General features: G+C 58.2%; 23 protein-coding genes. 3 read left to right on the top strand and 20 right to left on the bottom strand.

Translation table 11 applies throughout. The features are described 5' to 3' along the window. Nucleotides 1–105 precede the first annotated feature (105 nt). Nucleotides 106–1,419 (top strand): site-specific DNA-methyltransferase, encoded by a 1,314-nt coding sequence (locus HMPREF3148_RS00775; RefSeq protein WP_049191691.1) that lies wholly within the window; start codon nt 106–108, stop codon nt 1,417–1,419. Here HMPREF3148_RS00775 and HMPREF3148_RS00770 read toward each other — a convergent pair. The 3 genes from HMPREF3148_RS00770 to HMPREF3148_RS00760 are packed head-to-tail and all read right to left on the bottom strand — an operon-like array spanning nt 1,416 to nt 5,644. Then, on the bottom strand, nt 1,416–2,336 hold the full coding sequence (locus HMPREF3148_RS00770; protein WP_236081547.1) for a CE1 family esterase: 921 nt from the start codon (nt 2,334–2,336) through the stop codon (nt 1,416–1,418). The two genes, HMPREF3148_RS00775 and HMPREF3148_RS00770, sit on opposite strands and share 4 nt — an antisense overlap. A gap of 60 nt (nt 2,337–2,396) precedes the next feature. Next, nucleotides 2,397–4,172, bottom strand: a complete 1,776-nt coding sequence (locus HMPREF3148_RS00765; protein ID WP_168713064.1) for an ABC transporter ATP-binding protein — start codon at nt 4,170–4,172, stop codon at nt 2,397–2,399. Nucleotides 4,173–4,174: 2 nt separating this feature from the next. After that, a complete protein-coding gene (locus tag HMPREF3148_RS00760) occupies nt 4,175–5,644 on the bottom strand; it encodes an ABC transporter transmembrane domain-containing protein (protein WP_049159168.1) in 1,470 nt (489 codons plus the stop codon). A gap of 67 nt (nt 5,645–5,711) precedes the next feature. Between HMPREF3148_RS00760 and HMPREF3148_RS00755 the strand changes: the two genes are divergently transcribed. Continuing rightward, complete coding sequence (locus HMPREF3148_RS00755; protein WP_070508557.1) at nt 5,712–6,521, top strand: class I SAM-dependent methyltransferase; 810 nt, start codon at nt 5,712–5,714, stop codon at nt 6,519–6,521. Here the strand turns inward: HMPREF3148_RS00755 and HMPREF3148_RS00750 are convergent. The 17 genes from HMPREF3148_RS00750 to HMPREF3148_RS00675 form a co-directional block, all read right to left on the bottom strand. Beyond that, nucleotides 6,518–7,903: an anaerobic C4-dicarboxylate transporter gene (locus HMPREF3148_RS00750; RefSeq protein ID WP_049159172.1), complete on the bottom strand. Its 1,386-nt coding sequence runs from the start codon at nt 7,901–7,903 to the stop codon at nt 6,518–6,520. The two genes, HMPREF3148_RS00755 and HMPREF3148_RS00750, sit on opposite strands and share 4 nt — an antisense overlap. Before the next feature lie 176 nt (nt 7,904–8,079). Then, the gene (gene der / locus HMPREF3148_RS00745) at nt 8,080–9,705 is read right to left on the bottom strand and encodes a ribosome biogenesis GTPase Der (RefSeq protein ID WP_005531435.1); all 1,626 of its coding nucleotides are present in this window, start codon (nt 9,703–9,705) and stop codon (nt 8,080–8,082) included. Next, entirely contained in the window at nt 9,698–10,393 is a 696-nt protein-coding gene (gene cmk / locus HMPREF3148_RS00740; protein ID WP_070508558.1) for a (d)CMP kinase, read from the bottom strand. The genes der and cmk overlap by 8 nt, the downstream gene beginning before the upstream one ends. 11 nt (nt 10,394–10,404) lie before the next feature. Beyond that, the gene (locus HMPREF3148_RS00735) at nt 10,405–11,325 is read right to left on the bottom strand and encodes a pseudouridine synthase (RefSeq protein ID WP_034657485.1); all 921 of its coding nucleotides are present in this window, start codon (nt 11,323–11,325) and stop codon (nt 10,405–10,407) included. 138 nt (nt 11,326–11,463) lie between these two features. Then, nucleotides 11,464–12,009 carry an SMC-Scp complex subunit ScpB gene (scpB, locus tag HMPREF3148_RS00730; protein WP_005531429.1) on the bottom strand — a complete coding sequence of 182 codons (546 nt, stop codon included), beginning with the start codon at nt 12,007–12,009 and terminating at the stop codon, nt 11,464–11,466. A gap of 93 nt (nt 12,010–12,102) precedes the next feature. Then, on the bottom strand, nt 12,103–12,900 hold the full coding sequence (locus HMPREF3148_RS00725; protein ID WP_049062690.1) for a segregation and condensation protein A: 798 nt from the start codon (nt 12,898–12,900) through the stop codon (nt 12,103–12,105). Nucleotides 12,901–12,911: 11 nt separating this feature from the next. Then, nucleotides 12,912–13,784, bottom strand: a complete 873-nt coding sequence (locus HMPREF3148_RS00720) for a ParA family protein (RefSeq protein WP_034657531.1) — start codon at nt 13,782–13,784, stop codon at nt 12,912–12,914. Between the two features lie 298 nt (nt 13,785–14,082). Next, nucleotides 14,083–14,979 carry a site-specific tyrosine recombinase XerD gene (gene xerD / locus HMPREF3148_RS00715; protein WP_049062691.1) on the bottom strand — a complete coding sequence of 299 codons (897 nt, stop codon included), beginning with the start codon at nt 14,977–14,979 and terminating at the stop codon, nt 14,083–14,085. Further along, entirely contained in the window at nt 14,976–15,614 is a 639-nt protein-coding gene (locus HMPREF3148_RS00710; protein ID WP_049062692.1) for an NUDIX domain-containing protein, read from the bottom strand. Before HMPREF3148_RS00710 ends, xerD begins: the two co-directional genes overlap by 4 nt. A 1-nt stretch (nt 15,615) precedes the next feature. Next, a complete protein-coding gene (locus HMPREF3148_RS00705; protein ID WP_005531420.1) occupies nt 15,616–16,536 on the bottom strand; it encodes a copper transporter in 921 nt (306 codons plus the stop codon). Continuing rightward, on the bottom strand, nt 16,536–17,729 hold the full coding sequence (gene steA / locus HMPREF3148_RS00700) for a putative cytokinetic ring protein SteA (protein WP_172954271.1): 1,194 nt from the start codon (nt 17,727–17,729) through the stop codon (nt 16,536–16,538). Before steA ends, HMPREF3148_RS00705 begins: the two co-directional genes overlap by 1 nt. 17 nt (nt 17,730–17,746) lie before the next feature. Beyond that, nucleotides 17,747–19,423 (bottom strand): DNA repair protein RecN, encoded by a 1,677-nt coding sequence (recN, locus tag HMPREF3148_RS00695; protein WP_070508556.1) that lies wholly within the window; start codon nt 19,421–19,423, stop codon nt 17,747–17,749. Nucleotides 19,424–19,451: 28 nt separating this feature from the next. After that, nucleotides 19,452–20,333 carry an NAD kinase gene (locus tag HMPREF3148_RS00690; protein ID WP_049152063.1) on the bottom strand — a complete coding sequence of 294 codons (882 nt, stop codon included), beginning with the start codon at nt 20,331–20,333 and terminating at the stop codon, nt 19,452–19,454. Further along, nucleotides 20,330–21,139: a TlyA family RNA methyltransferase gene (locus HMPREF3148_RS00685; RefSeq protein ID WP_049145997.1), complete on the bottom strand. Its 810-nt coding sequence runs from the start codon at nt 21,137–21,139 to the stop codon at nt 20,330–20,332. The genes HMPREF3148_RS00690 and HMPREF3148_RS00685 overlap by 4 nt, the downstream gene beginning before the upstream one ends. Beyond that, nucleotides 21,139–21,300 carry a hypothetical protein gene (locus HMPREF3148_RS13605; protein ID WP_162837378.1) on the bottom strand — a complete coding sequence of 54 codons (162 nt, stop codon included), beginning with the start codon at nt 21,298–21,300 and terminating at the stop codon, nt 21,139–21,141. Before HMPREF3148_RS13605 ends, HMPREF3148_RS00685 begins: the two co-directional genes overlap by 1 nt. Beyond that, nucleotides 21,291–22,274 carry an HAD-IIA family hydrolase gene (locus HMPREF3148_RS00680; protein ID WP_070508555.1) on the bottom strand — a complete coding sequence of 328 codons (984 nt, stop codon included), beginning with the start codon at nt 22,272–22,274 and terminating at the stop codon, nt 21,291–21,293. Before HMPREF3148_RS00680 ends, HMPREF3148_RS13605 begins: the two co-directional genes overlap by 10 nt. Nucleotides 22,275–22,276: 2 nt before the next feature. Next, complete coding sequence (locus HMPREF3148_RS00675; protein ID WP_049062698.1) at nt 22,277–22,936, bottom strand: tetratricopeptide repeat protein; 660 nt, start codon at nt 22,934–22,936, stop codon at nt 22,277–22,279. 42 nt (nt 22,937–22,978) lie between these two features. Here HMPREF3148_RS00675 and HMPREF3148_RS14200 point away from each other — a divergent pair, with 42 nt between their 5' ends. Then, nucleotides 22,979–23,296, top strand: a complete 318-nt coding sequence (locus HMPREF3148_RS14200; protein ID WP_141741061.1) for a hypothetical protein — start codon at nt 22,979–22,981, stop codon at nt 23,294–23,296. Nucleotides 23,297–23,716: the final 420 nt, after the last annotated feature.

The raw sequence follows: 23,716 nt of genomic DNA, 5'->3' as shown, positions 1-23,716 counted from the left end.
CGGAACACCGGTACCCAAAACCCGCATCTGACAGCGGGCACCTAGTAGAGCTCAAAGTATCGTTAATACCGAAAGTTTCAATAACAGCCGAGGACTACGCGGACTATGCCAACACCCTCCACAAACAGCTCATCCCCCACTGAGTTTCACTCTTTTGCGGATTCGTCTCCTTCTGCAGCTACGCAAGCAACCGAGGAATTCTTTGGGCTCGTGTGGCCAGGCAAGAACTCCGCCGCCCAATTAGCTCACACACCCACCGCACTACACAAGGTGGCACAAAATGGCGAATCAGACTCTCCAAATACTATTTTTGAAGGCGACAACCTGGATGCGCTCAAGGTGCTCGGCTCAGAGGGCTTTAGGGCAGACGTTATCTATATCGACCCGCCGTATAACACAGGCAAAGAATTCGTTTACACGGACAATTACCGCCGAAGGCGAAAAATGGGGTCCGGAAGTTACGGACAATGGCACGCTGAATGGCTTTCCATGATGTACCCACGCCTATTTCTAGCTAGAGGAATTCTAAAGGAGACAGGATTCATTTTTGTCTCGATTGGTGAAGACGAATGCGCGAACCTGCGCAAAATCATGGATGAGATCTTCGGAGAGGACTGTTTCGCCGGGCAATTGATTTGGAAGAAAGGCGGAACCGGCAAGAATGACTCGAAGTATGCCGTTGTAGAGCACGAATACATTTTGTGTTACGCCAAGTCACCAGATAACCCTGGCTTCAATGTGGACGAGGGCGCGCACACATCAACAAACTATAACTTCAGCGACGAGCGCGGAAACTACTCACTGGTTCGTCTAGATTCCAAGACGCTGGGATACCTGCCGACGCTCGACTTCCCCATTACGGATGAGAAAGGCCGTCAGTACTGGCCTGACCAACCCACGGGTAAGGAGAAGGTCGCGCGCTGGCGGTGGGGACGAGAAAAGGTCGCAGCGAATTACGATCAGCTCGTCTTTCGGCGGGGGTTTGTCTATACCAAGAACTATCAAAAGAAAGGGGCTCGTCCCCGTTCAATCTTGGACGGGGAGCGTTTCGGAGTAACCCGCGCTGGACGACGCGACGCTGAAAATGTCATGGGTGTTCAAGGAGTATTTGAGTTTCCCAAGCCTGTCCGGCTCATCAAGCATCTCGTAGCCATTGCCGGTGGACCCAACGCTGTGGTCCTTGATTTCTTTGCGGGCTCAGGAACCACAGCCCAGGCTGTCTTAGAGCTCAACGCCGAAGACTCTGGCAACCGCAGTTTCCATCTCGTTCAATTACCACAGCCCACTGCTAAGAACGGCCCTGCCTACGCTGCTGGTTTCCGCACCGTGGCCGAAATCTGCGTTGGCCGGGTTTCCGCCGTTCCGGGGGCTACTTTCCGGCACTTCCAGCTGCAAGCATCATCGGTTCAAGACGACTAACTGGTCTTTTTACCCGACTCCGGATCCTCGGTGCCTGCTGGTCTACCCGGTACGCCAAAGAAGTCTAAAACGCGGTCAGTGGCAAAGCCTTTTCCTACCTCTGCTCTGTCGTCAACGCGGCCACCAGGCCAGATGTGTGATCCACCGCCGATGCGGATGTGCTGCAGCGGAGCTTTACAGCCGATCCATGTTTGTTGCAAAGCGTTGTTGACCAGCCGCATAGTCGTGACATCCGTCGTGCACTGATTGCGCTTCCGGTTGGTCTCCATAACCGTGGACACCGAATCGTATTTTGTACCGTGGCGGGTTCCGCCGTAATACTCCACCACTGGGTCATCGGTGCCGTGCATGTCAAGGCGCCCCACTGGATCTCCGGAACAGTTCTTGTGGATGCCCTCGTAGTAGGCAGCAGAAACCGTGGCGATCGAATGGAAAGTTTCCGGCATACGGCAAGCCAGGAACGCTGCGAAGCCACCGCCGTTGGACAAGCCAGCTGCGAAAATACGGTTGTCATCAATAGCGTAAGTCGCACGCAGACTGTCAACCATGTCCGCAACGAATTTGAGGTCTTCTTCCTCAGTCGTCTTGGCATACGGTGCTGGCGTCCATGCCTTCTCGACGCCAGCTGGATACACAACGATGGCCTGCGCAGCATTCATCTCTGTGTAGCCTTCAATCGCTTTGGGTTCCTCGCCCCAACCGTGGAATACCATCACCAGCGGCCAGCGCTTCTCAGGGTCGTATTTCTCCGGAACGTGCACAATGAAGTTACGCCCAGAAGGCAAATTAATGGAGCGGCTTTCCCCTGGCTCTGGGCCATCAAAAGGCGCAGACACCGGTATTCCGAGCTCAGAATTCTTATCCCACAGCGACGCCGATTCCGGTTTTATCGGAGCAGGCGTTGCACAAGATGTCAAGAAAAAAAGGCTGGCACAAACAGCAGCAGTTCTAAGTACGGCATTGGGAGTGAGCACGGGCTAGTCACGTCCTTTCTGCCATGCGTTCCAAAGTTGCCAGTATCGGCCCTTAGAATCTAGCAGCTCATTATGTGTGCCCCGTTCAATAACACGTCCGCTTTCCATCACTAGGATGCAATCGGCCTGGGAAGCTTGATCCAGTCGGTGCGCAACGATCAGCGCAGTGCGGCCATCCGTCACAGCGTCGGCAGCTGCCTCCAAAGCCCCCGCGCCGACCGAGCCAGCCTCGGCCGTAGCTTCATCCATGACAACCACTGCAGGGTCCAGCAGCAAAATGCGCGCCAAAGCGAGCTGTTGCGCCGCGACCGGCTCAAGCTGTATTCCCCGCGCACCGACAACGGTGTCCAAGCCATCGGCAAAGGTGTCTACCCAGTCTGCTTGGACACCGCGCAGTGCGGCCCACATTTCCTCGTCAGTGGCATTCGGACGCGCTAAGGACAAGTCATCACGCAAAGTGCCTGAAAAGACATAAACCTCTTGGGAAACCAGCGCGAGACGGGCGACTCGCTCGGCGTCGGAAAGCCGCGACACCTCGATCCCATCAACCTGCACTGAGCCTGCACTCGGAACGCGCAACCCTGCAGCAAGCGCAGCGACGGTGGTCTTACCTGCGCCGGACGCTCCTACGAGGGCCACAGTTTGTCCAGGAGCTATATGAAGGTCAAGGTCTTCAACTGCCCACGCATCAGTGTTTTCCTCACTGTCATAGCTACTGTCATAGCTGAAGCTAACACCCCGCATAGAAACATCACCCCGCGGCTGCGGCGCACCAGCCGGCGAAATTGGAAGCGGCGGATTAACCGTCACCCCAACGATTCGAGCTAGTGAAGCATAGCCCGATTGAACCGTGTCGAGCACTCGCATAAGCCCCATGAGCGGTCCCCGCAGACGAATGAGCATCAACATTGCCGCGGTAACGGCACCCACGGTCATCGCACCACTAGAGGTGACCCAGAAGCCGACGAAGAGACCTACCCCAAGCATCACCAGCTCCACCGCGGTAATCCACAGCTGCAGGACCATCATCGTGCGTCGCGCGCTATTACCGTTTTCCACCACGGCACGCGAGGCCTGACTAATGCCGCTGCGCATCCGCTGCTCCATCGCATATGCCCGCACCGTGGCCCGGCCATGAATAGTCTCCAAAACCCGGCGCGCACGCTCAGCCATGGATGCGCGCTCATTTGCATAACGCTGCGGTGCATGCCGCAGATAATTGCGTGCCGCTACAAAGTAGATGGGTCCCGCGCATGCCACCACCAAGAGGTATTGCCAGTCCAAGGAGATTAGAGCCACGGCCGTGGTAACAATCGCAAAGATCGAGCTAGTCAGAACCGGGACCGTCTCAGTAACCGCTGCGGAAAGTTCACTCACGTCATCTGTTGAGCGTGAGACCAAATCACCGGACCCGGCCTCCTCGACGCGGTGAACTGGCAAGCCCAAGGCAGTGCCCACGGTTTCCTCGCGCAGATTCGCAATGCCCCTCTCTGTAAGACGTGAGAGCAAGTAGAACCCGCCAGCGGACAACACGGCCGAGGCTATCGCCACGAGCACGAGTTCCACGCCAATCCATGCGAGTCCGCGCAACTCGCCGTCGTCCGACACCACCGCATCAACCACCCGGCCTAAAAGGATAGGGATATAGACGTTCGCCACCGCACCGCCAATAAGCAAGAGGAAGGCCACGAAACTGCGGCGTTTAGCGTGCGCAATCGCATGCAGATGAGCGGCAACCTTCTGCCGTACCTGCAGCCACGTTGCAGTAGGAAATCGCATGGCTATCTGCCCTTCCCAGTGTGTTCGCTAAGCTGCGGCGCCTCAACTGTCTCGGCAACTGCTGCCCACGCTGGCGCATTCGTGTAGACCACGGTGGTTTGTCCTGCGCGTGCTTGGGAGACCCGCTCGGCTATCTTTTGCTCCGTCACGGAGTCGACGGCCGTGGTTGGATCCTGCAAAATGAGGACTTCCGGCGCTGCTGCGATAGCACGTGCCAACGCAACGCGTTGCCGCTGGCCACCAGATAAGGCCCCACCATTCTCCCCGACGTCCTTGCTCAGTCCACCCGGAATATCCTCGGCGGCCGCAACCTGCAGCGCTTGAGCTGCCACAGCGGAATCCTCATGAATATTGGACTGAACACTGCCGGCAAAAAGGTCAGCCGCATGGGGTGCCACCAAGAAGCGCTCACGTGGTAGGTCGTCGAGTTCTTCCGGCGCAGCGCCCTTTACAACGTGGAGACCAGGTCCCCACTGCGGAGCCTGAGGCGTGCTGGCGGCACGGAACGGGCTGTCCAAAAGCTCCGTGATACGTCGCCCGCTTGCCTGCGCAGCCGCCCACCGGGAAGCAATGTTTTTGCCCATCATCGTCATTGGAGTGATGACAAACTGCGTCAGGCCCACCACGGTGATCAACTCGCCCACTGTCACCGTGCCGTTTACGGCCAAAGCTCCCGCAGCAATCGCCACGGCAATGACGTAGATGGAACCAACTGCCTCCGTTATCGCGTTGAGGCGTGCCTGCGCACCGTTTGCATCAATCGTGCGTTCATAAGCAGCGTCAGAAACCGCCGAATAACGCTTGCGCACTGTGCCAATAGCGCCCAAGCCCTTCAGGATGCGCAGGCCTTGTACAACATCTGTCGCCGTAGCTGAGGCTTGGGCCAGCGCCGCCTGCCGCGCACCGGACCGTGAGCGCAAAGGTTTGGCCGCCACCAAGGAAATCCACACAACCACTGGCCCGCCGAGGAGCACCGCAATGCCTAGGGGCACGTTGACCCGTGAAGTCATAATCGCCACGTAGACAATCGAGCAGACCTCAGCCACGGGAAACACCGTCATGATGACGGCCTCGGACACGCGTTTCGCATCCGAGGAGGCAATGGAAAGCAGCTCACCGGCTGTACGCGCACGGCCCCCGATGCCCCGCGGATCTTGAATGCGATCTGTAACCGCCATGCGCAAGTCGTGGCCCACCTCGAGCATCGCACGGGAGAACATACCCCGCGCAAACCAAGCTGCCACTGCATTGAGCGCGAAAATCGCTACGAGAATGCCCAGCCAACGCAGCAATGCGTCGAAGGAATGGATGGCGATCGCGCCGTCAATGGCACGGCCGACGATGACGGGTGTCATACCGTTGCACACGAACGATATCGACATCAAGATCGCAGCGGGGATGGTCTTCTCGCGCCGGGAAAACACGGTTTTCAACAGCCACCGTGGGTCCTTGGGCGCAGGAAGATTCGACATGTTAAGCCATTCTATTTCAGAGCCTTGGATTTTCTGGAACCAGCAAACGCGGTAGGTTATTTTCACTATGTCTTCGCACTTGCCTGAGCCCTCGCATTATCCCAGCTACAGAAAAGCTTCGGAGAAGGAGAATCCAACGTTTCGGGGAGAGGCGCACCGCACGCGCTCAGCGCTTTCTTTCGCGCATGGTGCTGATACCTACCACGACGTGCGTCCGAGCTATCCAGGCGAAGTTGCCGAGCTCATCGCGGACGCCCACACAGTCCTTGATGTTGGTGCCGGTACGGGAAAGCTGACGGAGACTCTCACCAACCCCCAGGTGCTCGCCTGCGATCCATCTCCGGACATGACTCGGGTTCTGCGTGAACAGTTGGGGGTTCCTACGTGGCGTTCGGTGGCAGAGAGCACTGCGCTTGGCGACGCCTCCGTGGATGCCGTTGCCTGTGCACAGACCTGGCATTGGGTGGACGTCGCCAAGGCGTGCGGTGAATTCGATCGCATAGTCCGCCCAGGCGGCAAGGTGCTCCTGGTGTGGAACACCCTCGACGTTGGTGCCGATCCGTGGTTGCTGCGGCTGGCGCGCATCATGCACTCAGGCGATATTCAGCGACCTGGCTTCTACCCCGAGGTCTCTGCTCCTTGGGAGATCACAAAGGAGCTGCGTCTGAAGTGGAACCATATTCTCACTCCAGAGCAGCTCCATCAGCTGATGCACACTCGCTCCTATTGGCTGCGTAACACTACCAAGATTCACGACCGGATGACACACAACCTGAACTGGTATTTGTATGAGCACATGGGCTTTGCCGAGGGGCAGGCTTTGGAGATTGCCTACCGCACTGATGCCTTTGTGCTCACGCGAGCTGTCGCTGCTTAGAGGATGGCGGATGCCAGCAGGGAGCCGACCACGCAGGACGTGAACACGGAGATTGCGCCCGGGATGATGAACGAGTGGTTGACCACGAACTTGCCGATGCGGGTGGTACCTGTGCGGTCGAAACCGATGCAGGCCAGATCGGAAGGGTAAGTCGGGAGGATGAAGTAGCCGTAGGCTGCGCCGTAGAAACCGACGATGATCGCTGGGTCGATGCCCAGGGACAGGCCAATCGGAGCGATTGCAACGAGGGCGGCAGCCTGGGAGTTAACCAGCTTGGAAACGATGAGCAGCACGATTGCGTATGCCCATGGCGCGGTCTGCACGATGCTGCCCAAGTTAGCTTCGAGGGCATCGATGTGGGACTCGAAGAATGTATCAGCCATCCAGGCAACACCGAAGACGGAGAATACTGCCGTCATGCCAGCCTTGAACACAGGAGTGGAGGCGATCTTCTTGTTGTCGACGTTGCAGAAAATGAGGATGATTGCGCCGGCGACAAGCATAACCATCTGAATGACAAGGTTCATCGAGAGGGCCTTCATCTCACCATCCGCGTTAGGGAAGGACGGGCGCAGGACATCAAAGGCGCCGAGGATGACGACGACTGCGATGGCGGTCAAAAATACAACGACGGAGCGCTTGGCGGAGGCCGGAAAGACCTCGTCGAGTAGAGAGTGGCTGGAGGATTGGATGGACTTCGCAAACTCTGGGTCCTTCATTTTCTCCTGGAATGCAGGGTCCTTATCGAGGTCCTTGCCGCGACGCAGTGACCACAGCGCAGCGAGGAGGACGCCGGAGAGGGAAGCCGGGATGGCGACCATGAGGATCTGTGGGATGGAGTAGGAAACACCAGTGATGCCAGCGTTCTCAGCGATGATGGATGCAAGGGACACGGTGGCCACAGAAACCGGCGAAGCGGTGATACCCATCTGGGCAGAGGTGGAGGCAACGGCCATGGGGCGCTCCGGGCGAATGCCCTTCTTCAGCGCGATGTCCTCGATGATGGGAAACATCGTATACACAACGTGTCCGGTACCACAGAGCACGGTGAGGAACCAGGTGGTCAGCGGAGCAAGGATGGTGATGCGCTCAGGGTGGGCGCGGAGGAATTTCTCCGCGAATTGCATCATCACCTCGAGGCCTCTGGCTTGTTGGAGGGTTGCGGCACAGCCGATGACGGCGATAATGGTCAGCATCACGTCCACTGGGGGCTCGCCCGGCACAAGGCCGAAGACGAATACCATGATGATAAGGCCGAGGCCAGAGATAAGGCCTAGGCCGAGGCCGCCGTAACGCGTACCTAAGAGAAGCGCAGAGAGAATGATGATGACTTGGAGGACGATCGCGACTGCTGAGGTCGGGTCGAGAATGGAGGCTAACATGAAGAGCCTTTCTGGAAGTCAATACTTGATTGCCCTCTCAGAATATCCGAACGGGCAGAATCACAGACAATCAAAAAGGCGAGCCATTCATCACACTTTTCAAAGTGTAAGAATGGCTCGCCTTTTTGGTATAATCGCAGCGTAACGGCCGTACTGCTAGCGCTTCCCCATCGCGATTAGCGCTTGGAATTCTTTCCGCGGCGCTCGCGCACGCGGACAGCAATGCGCACCGGAGAGCCGTGGAAGCCGAAGCGCTCACGGAACTTACGCTCCAGATAGCGGCGGTAGCCAGCATCCAAGAATCCAGTGGTGAATAGAACGATGGTGGGCGGCTGCGTGGACGCCTGGGTGGCGAACAAGACGCGGGGCAAACGATTGTTCTTCATCGGTGGTGGGTTGGCAGCGATTGCCTCGCGCAGCCAGTTGTTGAGCTGGCCGGTAGAGACACGCTGGTCCCAACTTTCCAAAGCTTCAATCATCGCAGGCTCGAGACGCTGCAGGGCGCGCCCAGTCTGAGCGGAGATGTTCACGCGGGTCACCCACGGCAGGTGGCGCAGCTGCTCGTCGATCTCGCGGTCGAGGTAGTAGCGGCGATCCTCATCCATAAGATCCCATTTGTTGAAGGCAATAACCAAGGCCTTGCCTGCCTCCAACACCATGTTGAGAACGCGCTGGTCCTGCTCGGAGACCTCTTCGGAGGCGTCGATAAGCATGATGCAAACCTCCGCCGCGTCGATGACGCCGCGGGTGCGAAGAGACGCGTAGTACTCGTGGCCCTGGGCATTCTTGACCTTCTTGCGCAGGCCGGCAGTATCGATGAACTTCCACAGACGCTGATCAAGCTGAACCAGGGAGTCAACGGGGTCAACCGTGGTGCCAGCAGCATTGTCTACAACGGAGCGTTCCTCCGAGGTGAGCTTGTTGAGCAAGGAAGACTTACCGACGTTTGGCTTGCCCACCAGGGCCACGCGGCGCGGGCCGGAGGTGATGGAGGCGTGGCGTGGCTCCTCAGGGAACAGGCGCAGGATCTCGTCGAGAACGTCAGCGCCGCCGCGGCCGTGCTGTGCCGAGACAGGCCAGGGATCGCCCAGGCCCAGAGCGTAAAACTCAGCCATGTCGGCGTACATGGTCTCGGAATCAAACTTGTTGGAGACCAAGATGACCGGAACTTCGGACTTCTGCAGCTTGCGGGCCATGACCGCGTCGGTCTCGGTAATGCCGACCTTGGTGTCGACGACGAACACGATGACGTCGGCGGTATTCATCGCCAGCTCTGCCTGACGGGCGATTGCGGCGTGAATGCCCTTCACGTTGGGGTCCCACCCGCCGGTATCTTGGACGAAGAAACGCTGGCCGTTCCACTCGGCGACATAAGAAACTCGGTCCCGGGTCACGCCCGGGTGGTCCTCCACCACGGCCTCACGGCGGCCGAGGAAACGATTGACCAAGGAGGACTTGCCCACGTTCGGACGTCCGACAACAGCGACCGTGCAGAGGTTCTCCTCAGTGTGCTGATCATCAACGCCGAAGGCGCGGGAGAGCTCCTCCCACTCTTCTTCGCTTAGTGGATCTTCGTCGTTGTCGAAGTCCTCACCAAAGTCGGCTTCACCGAACTCAGATTCGTCGATTTCAGACTCATCAAACTCGTAGTCAAACTCGTTGGCGTCGAAGTCCTCAGGAGCCCAACCGCCGTGTGGATCCCTGACTGTCTCCTCTTCGAGTTTGCCCACTGGATAGTGAAACTCGGTTTCGAAGTCGCCTGAGACGGCATTGTCTTCTTGATGCTCAAAATCCTTAGCCATTGGCGGACTCCTTCACGATGTTAATAAGGGTGTCGAGGACTTCTTCGAGGGTCATCTCAGAAGTATCGACGATGGTTGCATCCTCCGCCGGACGCAGTGGTGAGGTGGCGCGGGAGGAATCAGCAGCGTCGCGGCGTTCAACGCTGGCAAGCACGGTGTCAAAGTCGGAGTCGATACCCGCAGCAACGTTTTGGTCATGACGACGCTGGGCGCGAACAGCGGCTGATGCAGTCATGAAAGCCTTCGCAGGAGCGTTCGCTAACACGACGGTGCCGATGTCGCGGCCTTCAACGATGGCACGGTGTGCCTCACAAGCGAGCTTGCGCTGCAGCTCAACCAGGTTCTGACGAACCTCAGGTACTGCGGAGACAGCCGAGACGTTGCGGGTGACTTCGTCTTCACGAATGACGCGGGAGACGTCCTCTCCTGCTAGCAGAACCTGCTTGGAATCAGGGTCGTCAGAGACTTCCAACGGGAGGTCTGCAGTGGCGGCGATGACGGCCGCCGTATCGCTGGGGTCCACGCCGGCGCGCAGAACAGCCAACGTAGCCACGCGGTACATCGCACCGGTGTCCACGTACTTTGCGTCGAGACGCTTAGCCAGTGCGCGGCAGGTGGTGGACTTACCGGTTCCGGAAGGTCCGTCGACGGCAAGTATCATGCCGCCTTCAGGCATGTTAGAAATCATCTTCTCCTCCATTACATCCCCACCGCCTTGTACAGGCTCGCGAGCTCGTTGGAGTTCAGCGCACGCAGAATACCAGGCTTCATCTCACCAAGCTGGAGCGTGTGCAGCTTCGTGCGCACGAGGCGCTGAACTGGGAAGCCAGCTTCCTTGAGCATGCGACGGACGATATGCTTGCGACCTTCGTGCAGCTCGACGCGGACCAAGGAATAGCCCTGGTTCTTGTCCACGATCTGAACATAGTCAGCCTTGGCGAGTCCGTCTTCGAGTTCCACGCCTTCTTTCAGAGTGCGTACGAGGCCATTTCCAGCCTCGCCCAAAACAGTAGCGAGGTAGGTCTTACGAACCTCGTACTTGGGGTGCATCAGGCGGTTTGCCAACTCGCCGTCATTGGTGATGAGAATGAGTCCCTCGGTATCGGCATCAAGACGACCGACGTGGAACAGGCGCTGGCCTGCTGCAACACGGTCACCAATCAAGTCGCCGATGCACGGACGGCCAAGCTCATCGCTCATGGTGGACTGCAAGCCACGCGGCTTGTTGAGAATGAAGTACCGGGTCTCTTCGTTGACGTTGATGCGCACGCCATCAACACGGATGACATCGACGTTCGGATCAACACGCACGCCCTGCTGCATGACGATCTTGCCGTTGACCTCTACGCGGCCAGCGTCGATCATGATTTCGGCGTGGCGACGCGAGGCTACGCCTGCCTTAGCAAGCACTTTCTGGAGGCGCTCTCCCTTGGGGTTATCACCAACCAACCAGTCGGCGCCCAAGTCACGAGCTACGGAGTCTGCGGTGGCCTTCTTCTTATTTGCGCGTTCACGCTTGTCTACGTGCTGACGGCGGGCCGGTTTCGCATTGGAGACAAACATGTCGCTGTCTCTCTTCTTCTTTTCCGGTGTGCCGTCTCGGCGAGCGGGTGGGGTCACGATAAGTGTCCTTTTCAATTGGAGTTATGAAGTTACCTGGGCCATGCTACCCCACTGCTTCCCCACGTGCTAATACCCAAATGCCTTGTACCGGCCCAATACCGAGCTAGTCTGACCTAATTCTGAGTCAATGCTGCGCTAGTACTCCGCATCAATCTGCTCGAGGTCAGGCAACAGCGGCGCCAGGTCCGGCAGGCGCTCCAGTGAGTCAATTCCCAGCAACTCCAAAAAGAGTTCGGTCGTTTCATAACGGTGCGCCAGACCCTCTTGGGGTAATTCCCTAACCAGTCCACGTACGGTCAGCGTGCGCATTACGCCGTCCACGTTGACGCCACGGACTCCAGCGACTTGCGCGCGGGTAACGGGCTGGCGATAGGCAACGACAGCGAGGGTCTCTAACGCAGCTCGGGAAAGCTTGGTTTGGGACCCGTCGAGCAAGAACTCCTCAACCGCATCAGCGTTGTCTTGACGGGTATAGAAACGCCAGCCCTCGGCAGTCTCCCTGAGGTCAATTCCAGATCCGCGGGAATCGAATTCGCGCTGAATGGCGCGCAAGTGGTCGCTGACAACGGACTTCTCGAGTTCTAGGGCACGCGCCAAAGACTCAACGGAGGCGGGTGAATCGATAACCAGAAGAATGGACTCAAGACGCGACCGTTGCTGCGAAATCAGGGGAAGTTCCATGCGGGCAACTTTACTGCACGAAGACCGTGTGCCAACAAGCCACTAGCGAGACGCAAAAAGCACGGTCTCTCCCCTATCCTCTACTTGCTGGAACTAGTCCCAGTTGGCCGCTGCCACAACGGCTGGGTCGACGTCAAGGCCGGTCCACGACAAATCCAGAGGGCCTAAGGACTCGGGCTGCTCGGCTTCGACGGCCTTCGCTTTATACAGCTCCAACAGAGCTAGGAAGCGGCCCACGACTTCCATCGACACCGTGCAGTCACGGGTCAACGCATCGAAGCTCATCCATTGCCCTTGCCCGAGAAGCTTGAGGGTGCTGAGAATCTTGCCGGCCTGTTCCGGCACTGACACCGCCACTTGGTGAATGTGCCCAGTTCCCACTTCCTCAGGCGGCTTGGGCCGAAATACGCTGGCAGCCATCTCTGCAAAGGACGCTGGCGTGTGCCCTAGGCGCACCGGTGGCAACAAGTCCACAAAGGGTTGCTCGATAGACACCGCCCGCGGATAGCGGCGGCGGGCTTCGCGCTGCCATTGCGCAAACTGATCGGCAACCTGCTTATAGGCCTTGTACTGCAAAAGACGTGCGAAAAGCAGGTCGCGCGTCTCAAGGAGCTCGAGGTCATCAAGATCATCTACTTCCCCGCGCGGCAACAAACGAGCTGCCTTAAGGTCCAGCAAAGTTGCAGCCACCAACAGAAACTCTGTGGTCTCATCGAGATCTGCCGTGGTGCCAAGCTGCCGGGTGTACTCCACGAACTCATCGGTGACCTCAGAAAGCGCGACCTCGGTCACGTCGAGCTTCTTGGACTGGATCAACTGCAAAAGCAGATCAAAAGGGCCCTCGAAATTGCGCAGCGCAATTCGAAAGCCCGTAATCTCCGGTTGTGTCACGTGGCCGGCACCTAAACGTTGGAGCGCTCGATGACCTCTTTAGCGAGGTTGCGGTACTGCTGAGCCGCCTGGGAGCTCGGCGCCCAGCTAGTAATAGGCTCACCCGCCACCGAGGTCTCGGGAAAGCGAACAGTGCGTGTGATGACGGTGTCAAAGACCTTGTCACCGAAGTACTCGACCACGCGGTCCATCACCTCACGCGCATGCTTGGTGCGGCGATCGAACATAGTGACCAGAATTCCCATGACTTCCAGGTCAAAGTTAATGCGCTCGGAGACCTTCTCCACGGTATCGGTCAGCAGAGCAAGGCCGCGCAGGGAGAAGAACTCGCATTCCATAGGGATGATTACGCCCTGCGAACAAGCCAACGCATTGACGGTAAGCAGGCCAAGCGAAGGCTGGCAGTCAATAATGATGAAGTCATAGTCGCGGCGAATCGGACGCAATGCACGCGCCAAGGTGTGCTCGCGGCCCACCTCATTAACCATTTGAATCTCCGCAGCGGAGAGATCAATGTTCGCCGGTACCAAGTCCAGGTTAGGAACCGAGGTGTGTTGAATCGCGGAGTGAATCGACGTTTGGCTGTCAAGCATGACGTCGTAAATGGTGTCTTCGATCTGGTCATGCGTGAGACCCAAGCCTGCGGACAAAGCACCCTGCGGATCAAGGTCAACGAGCAGGACTTTACGACCTAGCTCAGCAAGGCACGCACCCATGTTAATGGTAGAGGTCGTCTTACCCACGCCGCCCTTTTGGTTACACATCGAAATGATGGTGGCTGGACCATGCTTTTCCAGCGGAGCCGGTTCTGGCAGCTCACGGATAGGACGACCAGTCAGCCCAACCTGCGCTTCAGAGGCTGAAAACAGTCCCTCTTCACTCACAGTCACACCTGCTTCCTTGACCACAATTCGATCATAAATACGATCTCACACCGCCACGCGGACAGCTCATTACAACGTTGTGATTATAGAGTACCCTCTTCACCCTAAATATCGCGATAATGCGCGACTATCCAGCCTGAGAACTTGATTTAGCGGAAGACTTGCCGCGTCGAGCAAAGAACCACGCCAGTGCGCCAAGTAGCAACGCTCCTATTGCACCACCCACCCACGGGAGGACGGAGCAAGAATCATCCGCATCAGATCCGTTGCCGTCCGCGCAATGTTCAGAGACTCAAGCCTAGGCTCTCGGATGGGCTGTGCGCCAGACTTCCCGCAACGAATCCGCGGTGACATGGGTATAGATCTGCGTCGTCGTCACCGAAGAATGACCCAGCAATTCCTGTACCGTACGCACATCGGCGCCGCCTTCCAGCAGGTGGGTGGCGAAGGAATGGCGAAGCGTATGCGGGGATATTGACTTGTTCAATCCAGCACGCTGGACCGCAAGTTTGAGCGCAGCCCAAGCGCTTTGCCGCGACAAAGCACCGCCACGTGTATTAAGGAAGAGCGCGTGCGACTTTCCCTTCGATAACACTGGCCGCGCACGCACTAAGTACTCCTCAACCGCTTTCTGTGCCTGCGAACCCACAGGCACCATGCGCTGTTTGTTGCCCTTGCCTGTCAGGACCAGAATCCCGTCGTTATCGCTCATGTCGTCCACGGACAACGCGATGACCTCGGAGATACGCGCGCCCGTCCCATACAGCATTTCCAGCAGCGCACGGTCGCGAATATCAATTGGCGTCGCGGTCTCCCCATCCGGCACTGAGTCAATGAGTTTTTCTACCTCGTCCACGCGCAGTGTTTCGGGCAGGTGCGCAGCGTTCTTGGGAGGCGCCACCTCCCCGGCCACGTCCACGTCAAGTACGCCCTCAGCCACGCCAAACTTGTGCAGACCTCGTGCCACGACCAACGCCCTGCTTGCCGACGCCGCGGCTAGCCCACCGCGCAAAAACTTCAGGTATTCCTCGACCATGCCACGGTCGACATCCGCGAGATCATCAATCCCATTGTCCGCCAGCCACTCCAAGTAGCGGCGAGCATCGCGACGATAGTTGCTCAACGTGTTTGCCGAAGCCCCCTTTTCCACGGCCAGGTGGTTGAGCCACGTTTGGGCGAGTGCTTCCGCTTTCACAGCTTCTTCAGGTCTGGTCCTAGTCGACGCCCCGCCATCGACTTTGGACGAAGTTCGAAAGGCTCGTCAACGCTGCGCGGGGTTCGACCACCTCGCAACACCGCGTACGCGGCAAGAATTCCCGTACACGCAATGGAGTTGGCAATCTCACCGGAGATGACTTGGTCGACGGCATCGTCAAGCGCCACCCAAGCAAAGCCCATGTCTGCTTCCTCGTCCCCCTCAGCGGCCAGCCGCGGCGCTTCTGACAAATCCCGCGCTAAGAAGACGCGAACGGCCTCCTCACAGAAGCCCGGCGAGGTGATGATGTCGGCAAGCACCGACCAATCCTGCGCAGCCAAACCTGCTTCTTCCTGGAGCTCTCGGCGCGCCCCAGTTAGCTCATCTTCGCCCTTAATGTCGAGTAATCCTGCAGGAAGCTCCCACAAACGGCGGTCAACGCTGCGACGGTACTGATGAACCATCGCAATGCGCTCCGCGTCGTCAATAGCCACGATGGCCACTGCACCAAAATGCTCAACGATTTCTCGGAAGGCAGTGGTGCCACCAGGCATAACTACCTCGTCTCGGCGCACGGCGATAATCGGGGCGTCGAGAAGCAGCTCGCTTCCCACGACCTCAAAATCGTGAGACATTTTAGATGTCCTCCGGCAGTGCAGGCGCAGCCGCATCAGCGGACGCCGCGGAGCCATAGGCTCCCTTGCCGCCGTCGAGCTGCTCCTTGACCGCCATCACAGCAGCCATACGGGAGACCGTGCGATTGCTCGAGTCGACAGTGGAAATCCCGGACTTCTCTTCCCGCAATCTACCAATGATTCGATCATCTGCGGTCTGCTCCACTCGTGCTGCCACCACGGTGTTTCCACCGGCCGCATCAAATGCCTTGAGGAAGTTCACTGAAGCGTCGGTGTAATAGCCGGAAACGCCCTTGCCACCGACATACACCACTGCTTGAGCAGGCAAGATAGTGCCGTCCTCGTAGTCGATGTAGCCGGCGTCGCGAAGCGCCTGCAAAAGATTTGCGCGGTCCTTAGTCGATGAAAGAGGTTCCGTGGTCTTTGGATCCATCAACAGTGCTGCACCCAAAGCCTGACCGGAGTGCGTGCCTGCATCCACCTTCTTGGTGTCGAGCTTTGTTCCAGCAGGAAGCGCATTTGTCACCAAAGACAAAAGCTTATCTGCGCCTTCCTGGCGGAAAAACTCATCGGTCAAGGTGATTTGTCCTGCGTCTTCTGCGTCAGCAGACTTCAGAAGATCGCGAACGGCACGGACATCCCCTTCATCGGCCTCCCCCGTCGCAATGACCATAACTGGACGCTGTGCGAGGCTGCCATCGACTACCAAAGGAGCGAGCTTATTCATCACCGAGTCGCTTGAGTCAGCTTGCGCCTTGAGAATGTCTTCTGACTGCGCCTTCTTCTGGAACTCCTCGCGCAGAGAATCATCGCCGCCTGCCCCGCCAGAAGGCATGTTCGGAGCGATGGCCAATGCGCCCAAGGCAACGCCAAGAGCCGTACCAAACCCAAGTCCCGCGACGAGAAGCGGCTTAGCTCCCATTACTTAAACCACCCCTGCACGCTCAATGCAATGTTGTTCCACGTATCAATCAAGTTCTGGCCAAAGGAAGCGTCACCGCCAAGTCCCACGATGAGGACAATTGCTGCCAGAGCTACCAAAATACCCAGAACAGCCCACAGCCAGCCGGTGTTGGTCGAGCTGGGCGCGGTATAGAGGTTGATAACTGCATCGGCATCGACCAACCGAGTGCCGGCCTTCATGCGAGAGAGCAAGGCTGCCGGAGTTGCGTGTGCTTCGTTGGCAAAGACATCATCGAGATCGATAGAGCCGCCGACCTGAACGATCATCTGCGCTCCATGGTAGTCAGCAAGAAGCAATGCCAAATCCGTAGCAGAGTCTGTTGCCGCCGGGAAAGTCATTGCGCCGATGCCTAGATCCTGGATGCGCTCAAGGCCTTCAGCAGTGCCGTCTGGTTCCGCCGGAAGGATAACCCGCGCGCCACTGCGCAGGGTCTCAGAGCTGATCGCAGAAGGGTCGCCAACGATAAAGTCAGGCTTGTATCCCAGCTCCGCTAAGGTGTCCGCAGCACCATCAACACCGATGATGATGGGTTCATACTCGCGAATGAAGTTGCGCAGCAACTTGACCTTGTTGCGGTGATCCTCCGAAGGAGAAACCACCAAGACCTTGCGGCCGGCCATCTCTGTGCCGGAATCGGGAACGCCTAGGCCATCGATGAGCAGCGGCCCTTCAGCGTGAATGAACTCGATGGAGTTTCCGAAGTACGCCTCCATGTGGTCAATCAGCTCGCGCTGTGCTTCAGAGAACTTCTCCTCCGCCTTCTCCCGAGTGACGATGCTGCCAGAAGCAATCTTCTTATCGCCAACGAAGACGGTACCTTCTTCGCTAATGCGGGCCTTCTTGCCATCCTTGAAGCTGGAAACGAACTCCTCGCCCACTCCCTCAACGAGGGTGACATCGGCGTCGAGAAGCATGTGCGGACCGTAGTTAGGGATTGATCCGGTGGTGAACTCTGCGACGTTGATGACTGCGGCAGGTTTGATGTCGACCAGCGTTTGCGCTTCTTGGCGCGAAATGTTGGCGGCATTGATGACGGCAAAGTCACCTTCAGCGAACTTCTTCATGCCCTTTCCGCCTGGCGTGCAGTCGCGCAGTGCGCCATGTTCACCAGGCAGATCGGAATTTCGGGAAAACAGACTCATGCGCCACATTCTCCCCCGTCACGACATCAATGTGTGGAAGGCGCGCGGAACTGAGCCACTTCTGATTGGGCGCGATCAAACAATTCCTGCGCGTGCGCACGCCCCGTCTCAGTGTCGTCGAGGCCAGCGAGCATGCGCGCGAGCTCCTCAACGCGTTCCTGGGAGCTCAAGTCGCTCACGCCCGAGGTGAACTTCTCCTTGGATACGTGCAGGTGAGAGTCCGCATAGGCGGCTACCTGGGGCAGGTGGGTCACCACGATTACCTGGTTGGAGGTTGCAAGCCGCGCTAGGCGACGCCCAATCTCCACCGCCGCGCGACCGCCAACGCCCGCATCTACCTCGTCGAATACGAGGGTTCCGCCATCGCCGTCGGAGAGCACAACCTCCAGCGCCAGCATGACTCGGGAGAGCTCACCGCCCGAGGCCGCACTAGCCAATGGTTTGCCGTTGAGCTGGAACTCGACTTCGTCAGCACCCGTCTTCGAGTACTTGGTCTGGCGAACGTCCACCGTGAGATCAGAATTCGGCATGGCGAGGCCGTGGATTTCCTCCGAGACCAACGAGCCTAGGTTCTTGGCGGCCTTGGTACGAGCCTTGGTCAAGGCGCCGGCTTTTTCGACCATTAACTTCTCGGCTTCCATCACTTTGGCACGAAGCTCATCCAGGGCTTCGGCCGAGGTATCCATCGACTCAAGTTTGGCTGCGGCTGCGTCGCGCCACGCCAAGACACCATCGATGTCCGCGGCATACTTGCGGGTCAGCTGCTTGAGATCCTGTTGGCGGCGTAGAGACTGCTCTAGCAAGTTTGGGTCTGCTGGCAGCGCACCGAGGTATGCGCCAAGTTCGCTAGCAATGTCGGAGAGCTGGCTGGTGAGCTCGCTGAGCCTTTCTCCCAGCGCTGCAAGCTCTTTATCGGTTGCACCCACCAATGCGCTCTCGGCGCGCCCCAGCAAGCTGGACGCGGCCTCAGCATCATCGTAGGAATCCTCGCCATCGATGGCGGACAGCGCTGTGGCAGCAGCCTCACGAAGGGTGTCGACGTCCTGCAAGCGTTGAATAAGCGTGACCAGCTCGCCGTCCTCGCCAGGCTCCGGTGCGACTTCGCCGATCTCTTTGAGCGCAAACTGCAGGCGGTCTACTTCCTGGGCCAGCTCGCGCCGCGACTCGGTACGGTGCTTGTAGTCTTTGGCTAGCTCACGCCAAAAGCGAAAGGCCTCTGTATATGCCTGCCTAACGGTCGCAATTTTGGGATCCGAGCGATCAACTGCTGCGAGTTGCTGCTCAGGAGCAAGGAGTCGCAACTGGTCATTTTGGCCATGGACCGTGAGAACGTTTGAGGAAAACTCGCCCAAGGTAGCGGCGGGTACTGCCCTGCCGCCGAGGTAGGCGCGCGAGCGCCCTGCCGAGGACACGGTACGAGAGACGATGAACTCACCGTTTTCATCGGGATCGCCGCCCACGGCTTCAACCACTTCCGCTGCCTGCGGATGCGAGGTGGCGAAACGTCCTTCAACAGCTGCCTTTTGTGCACCATCGCGTACACGCGATGCGTCGGCGCGGCCACCGGCAAGCAAACGCAAGCCCGTGACAACCATGGTCTTACCAGCGCCGGTTTCGCCGGTGAGGACGGTAAGCCCCTCGGCGAACTCCGCCGAGGAGCGTTGGATGACACCTAAGTCTTCAATGGTGATGTCAACTAACATGCGCTAGCTACACCTGCCTTTCTGTTACTTAGCTTTGCGGGCCGCGCCATCCGTGGACAGGCAAGTGCAGCTTGGACACGAGCCTGTCGGTGAAAGGCTGATTATCAAGGCGCACCCATTTGACCGGGTGTACACCGCGGACTGCCTCAACGCGGGCACCTGGCGGCATGGAAATTTCGCGGAATCCATCGAGGATAACAATCGCGGGTGTGGTGGCTGTCGCCGACTCTACCGCGATTTTGGAATCAGGTGAGACCACCAAGGGCTTGGTGAATAGCGCGTGGGCATTGTTCGGTACTACCAACAAGGCATCCAGCGAGGGCCATAGGACTGGGCCACCTGCGGAGAACGCATAGGCCGTAGAGCCCGTGGGAGTTGAAATCAGGATGCCGTCGCAGCCGAAGGAAGAAACGGGGCGGCCATCTACTTCCAAGATGGCGTCCAGCACACCAGAACGGTTGAGGTTTTCAACGGAGGCTTCGTTAAGGGCCCAGCCACGATCCAACAAGCGACCATTGCAGTCTGAGACCTCAATATCGAGGGTCAAGCGGTCCTCGACCTCGTAGTTGCGGTCGATGACTCGGACGAGCGCCCGCTCTAGCGATTCTGCTTCCCACTCGGCGAGGAAACCAACGTGCCCGAGGTTGATGCCCAACACTGGAACGTCTACGGCACGTGCCATGTCGGCGGCACGCAGGAAGGTGCCGTCACCGCCCAACACGAGGACGAGCTCGCAGCCCGCGGCAGCAGCCGGAGTGTGCTCGACGTGTTGCAGATTTGGCAAGACGTGCTCAGCGGCGCTCACGCGCACCTTGATGCCAGCGTCCTGCAAGATTTCCGCGGCGCGAATGGTTGCTTCGAGGTTGTCAGCACGGCTGGCGTGCGGAACGAGCAAAATTTCGCGTTTCACTGGGGCCCCTCCTCGATGGCCACACGGACCATGTCTTCAATGTCTTCTTCTGAGGTTACCTGTCCGTCTTTGACGAGCCACAGGAAATACTCAACATTTCCGCTCGGGCCAGGCAAGGGCGAGGCTGCAACACCGCGCACGCTGACGCCCAGGGTTTGCGCAAAGCCGGCAACGTCTTGGGTTACTTCCTGACGCAGCTGCGGCGAGCGTACGACGCCCCCAGTGCCAATGCGGTCCTTGCCAACTTCGAACTGTGGTTTAACCATCGGCAGCAACCATGCGCCGTCAGCCATAACGTCCACGATTGCGGGAAGAACCAGTTTAAGGGAAATGAACGAAAGATCGCCCACCATGGCGTCGCAGGGTCCGTCTGTGAGCTCGAGAGTCAGGTTGCGGATGTTGGTGCGGTCCATGACCTTGACGCGGTCGTCGTTCTGCAGGCGCCACAGGAGCTGGCCATAGCCGACGTCGACGGATAGAACTTCGCGGGCACCTTTGCGCAGGCAGACATCGGTAAAGCCGCCCGTGGACGCACCGGCGTCCAAAACACGCTTGTCCTTGACATCAACATCAAAAGCCTCTAAAGCGCCGAGCAGTTTATGGGCACCACGGGATGCCCAATCATCGGCCGCGTCAGCTTCGACTTTGATGGAGACCTCTGGCTCGACAACCGTAGCAGGCTTCGATGCCTTGAAGCCGCCAACCGTTACTCGGCCGCCTTTGATCATCTCGACAGCCTGCTCTCGCGAACGAGCAATTTTCCTGCGGACTAGTTCCGCATCCAAACGACGCCGCTGTGGTGGCATTAGTTCTCCTGCAAGGCCTCACGCAAAACCGCGTGGGCACGGTCTAACTGGGCTACTTCTTCGCTTAACGAGGCCGCTTCGACGCCCAAGATTTCAGACATTGCAATATCAACCTCTTCTGGCGCCATGACGGCCCGGGGATCATGCGGCTTTATCGCCATGCCGCAACAGCCTTCTCGGCGAATTCACTGCGTGGCTGAATATAACGCGGCGGCTCGGGCATCGCCCACGCAACCTCCAGTACTGTGCGCAGTGCTTGGATGGACGTCGACTTAGAGTTTCCCCCCTGCAACACAATGTCATAACCGTCGACGCGGGCACGGAAATCTCCTTGCGCACTTGGTTTCGCCACCGCTGTGGGCAGAGAAAGCTCATGGAAACCCGCACCAACAAAAGTAGGTCGCTGGTCTACCGGGGCTTCGATGAGCTCCAGCTCTCCAGAGACGCCAGTCAAGACATGGAAAGTGTTCATAGCTGCAGCGTTGCCACCGGCGATATCCGTGTTCAAGCGGTCGCCGACAGCCAGAGGTTTCTTAGAGCCGACCTTCTTGGCGGCATAGGCGAACATGGCAGGCTCGGGCTTTCCCGCCGAAATGGGCTCTACCCCAGTAGCCGCAGCCACAGCTCCAACGAGGGCACCGTTGCCCACGGCGAAGCCACGCTCGGTGGGCAACGATGTGTCCAAGTTCGAGGCGTAGAACTTAGCACCATTGTTGATGGCATAAGCAGCCTCAGACAACTGTGCCCAGCCCACAGACTTGTCCATGCCTTGCAGAACAGCTGCCGGCTTGTCATCGGCGCTGTTGACTACTTCGTAGCCGGCGTCACGAGCAAGAGCGCGGAAAGAGTCCGCACCAATAATGAGGACCTTGGAGCCAGCTGGTATCTCAGCGCCCATGAGAACCAAGGCAGCCTGCGCAGAGGTGACCACATGTTCGGCATCTGCGTGTAGACCGATCTCGCGGAGCATCTCAGAGACCGCCTGCGGGCTACGCGAGGCATTGTTGGTTACATAGACCGCCGGGACGCCACAGGAGTTGATGACGTCGACAACGCACTGAAGAGGCTGACCGCCCTCCCAGACGGTGCCGTCAAGGTCCAACAGGAGGGAGTCGTGAGCTTTGAGGATGTTCATTTCTAGATTTCGGCCAAGCGCTCAGTTGCGTCGGTCCAATCTCCTTCATCAATCTTGACGGTGTGCTTGAACCACTCGGTGGCCTCATCATTACGGCCGGCTTCGAGCAGCGCATTGGCGTAAGCGTAGGACAAACGGCAAGCGGAAAGGCCGCGTGCTTCCCTGGTGGGGTTAGCTCGCTGAATAGTCACGACTGCCGACTCCGGCTGCCCCATGTCAATACGGGCACCGGCGACGACGATAGCAAGCTCGATAGCGGAGTCTGGGTCCAACTTGCGAGCCTCTTCACTACGACCAAGTTCAACGGCCTTTTCAGGACGGCCGAGACCGCGTTCGCAGTCAGCCATGACCGCCAAGAGGCCAGGACCGCCAGAGATACGGCGCGCGGCACGCAGCTCAGAGAGGGCTTCCTTCCACTCGCCTGCGCGGTAAGCAGCAATGCCGTTGGCTTCACGCGCTACGGCAACGCGGCCCGCACGATCCTTGGCGGCACGTGCGTGACGCAATGCGAGCTTAGGATCATCGTCCATCCAGGTGCCAGCCATGATGAGGTGCTTGGCCACAGCCTCCATGTTTTCCTTGGACAGTGAACGCAAATCCTGAAGAACAGAAGGATCAAGATCCTCGATATCGATGTCCGAAGGAAGGTCCGGATCGGTCATGCGCCGGTTAATACGCTCCTCGCGGTAGCCGGAACGCTGCGGATGCGCCTTGCTCTTGTCGTTCCTGTTGCGGCCATTACCACGACGCTCATCACGATTACGGCCACCACGGTTGCCATTGCGGTTGTCTTCACTGCGGCCGCGACGATCATCGCGCCCTCCACGGCGATCGTTATTTCGATTCCCACGTCGGTCATCGCGGTGATCGTCGTGACGGTCATTATCACGGTAGTTGCGGCGGTTCTCGCGGCGCTCGCCTCGATCCTCTCCACGGAAATCATCACGGCGTTCTCCGCGGCGCTCATCGCGACGATCACTACGGCAGCGCTCATTACGGGCGCCATAGCCGCGACGACCTGAGCCACCTTTACCGGACCCGTTGCCGCCATCATTACGACCGTTGAAACTGCGTTCAGACATTCAGCCTTACTCTCTTCTTGATTAAAACTCGTCCGTTTCTAACGGCCTAGTCTACAGGCCTTTATGGACAAGACAGAAACTTCTACCCTACGCATTACACGGCTGATATCCAATTCAACCCAACTAAGCCAAACAGAACCAAATAGCAAAACCAACACGCGAAACATAAAGCGCTGACGTTAAGCACCCAAGTAAAACAAAACGGAGCCTCGAATACCACGCTAAAGCCCGGACGCAACCAAACACTAGAGATCATGTGGGTTCTACACATAGATGAACTATCGGCAATTGAAGTAAAACGTCAAGTAGCGCCTGTGCTGTTCCGTTGTTTCGGATAGCACAGGCGCTAGGTTCTGTATT

The organism is Corynebacterium sp. HMSC05D08 (assembly GCF_001807215.1).
GTDB classification, from domain to species: domain Bacteria; phylum Actinomycetota; class Actinomycetes; order Mycobacteriales; family Mycobacteriaceae; genus Corynebacterium; species Corynebacterium striatum.
The sequence above is the reverse complement of the archived record's forward strand: the minus strand, read 5'-3'. Positions and strand labels throughout refer to the sequence as shown.

Excerpts from the sequence above, each read along its gene's own strand:
- scpB (WP_005531429.1), bottom strand. The coding sequence starts at position 12,009 with ATGGAACTTCCCCTGATTTCGCAGCAACGGTCGCGTCTTGAGTCCATT.
- cmk (WP_070508558.1), bottom strand. The coding sequence starts at position 10,393 with ATGATTTCTAACATGCCTGAAGGCGGCATGATACTTGCCGTCGACGGA.
- HMPREF3148_RS00755 (WP_070508557.1), top strand. The coding sequence starts at position 5,712 with ATGTCTTCGCACTTGCCTGAGCCCTCGCATTATCCCAGCTACAGAAAA.
- der (WP_005531435.1), bottom strand. The coding sequence starts at position 9,705 with ATGGCTAAGGATTTTGAGCATCAAGAAGACAATGCCGTCTCAGGCGAC.
- recN (WP_070508556.1), bottom strand. The coding sequence starts at position 19,423 with ATGTTAGTTGACATCACCATTGAAGACTTAGGTGTCATCCAACGCTCC.
- HMPREF3148_RS14200 (WP_141741061.1), top strand. The coding sequence starts at position 22,979 with ATGCGCCTTGCTCTTGTCGTTCCTGTTGCGGCCATTACCACGACGCTC.
- HMPREF3148_RS00685 (WP_049145997.1), bottom strand. The coding sequence starts at position 21,139 with ATGCCACCACAGCGGCGTCGTTTGGATGCGGAACTAGTCCGCAGGAAA.
- steA (WP_172954271.1), bottom strand. The coding sequence starts at position 17,729 with ATGTGGCGCATGAGTCTGTTTTCCCGAAATTCCGATCTGCCTGGTGAA.
- HMPREF3148_RS00710 (WP_049062692.1), bottom strand. The coding sequence starts at position 15,614 with ATGTCTCACGATTTTGAGGTCGTGGGAAGCGAGCTGCTTCTCGACGCC.
- HMPREF3148_RS00680 (WP_070508555.1), bottom strand. The coding sequence starts at position 22,274 with ATGAACATCCTCAAAGCTCACGACTCCCTCCTGTTGGACCTTGACGGC.
- HMPREF3148_RS00675 (WP_049062698.1), bottom strand. The coding sequence starts at position 22,936 with ATGACCGATCCGGACCTTCCTTCGGACATCGATATCGAGGATCTTGAT.
- HMPREF3148_RS13605 (WP_162837378.1), bottom strand. The coding sequence starts at position 21,300 with ATGGCGATAAAGCCGCATGATCCCCGGGCCGTCATGGCGCCAGAAGAG.
- HMPREF3148_RS00760 (WP_049159168.1), bottom strand. The coding sequence starts at position 5,644 with ATGTCGAATCTTCCTGCGCCCAAGGACCCACGGTGGCTGTTGAAAACC.
- HMPREF3148_RS00775 (WP_049191691.1), top strand. The coding sequence starts at position 106 with ATGCCAACACCCTCCACAAACAGCTCATCCCCCACTGAGTTTCACTCT.
- HMPREF3148_RS00750 (WP_049159172.1), bottom strand. The coding sequence starts at position 7,903 with ATGTTAGCCTCCATTCTCGACCCGACCTCAGCAGTCGCGATCGTCCTC.
- HMPREF3148_RS00765 (WP_168713064.1), bottom strand. The coding sequence starts at position 4,172 with ATGCGATTTCCTACTGCAACGTGGCTGCAGGTACGGCAGAAGGTTGCC.
- HMPREF3148_RS00705 (WP_005531420.1), bottom strand. The coding sequence starts at position 16,536 with ATGGGAGCTAAGCCGCTTCTCGTCGCGGGACTTGGGTTTGGTACGGCT.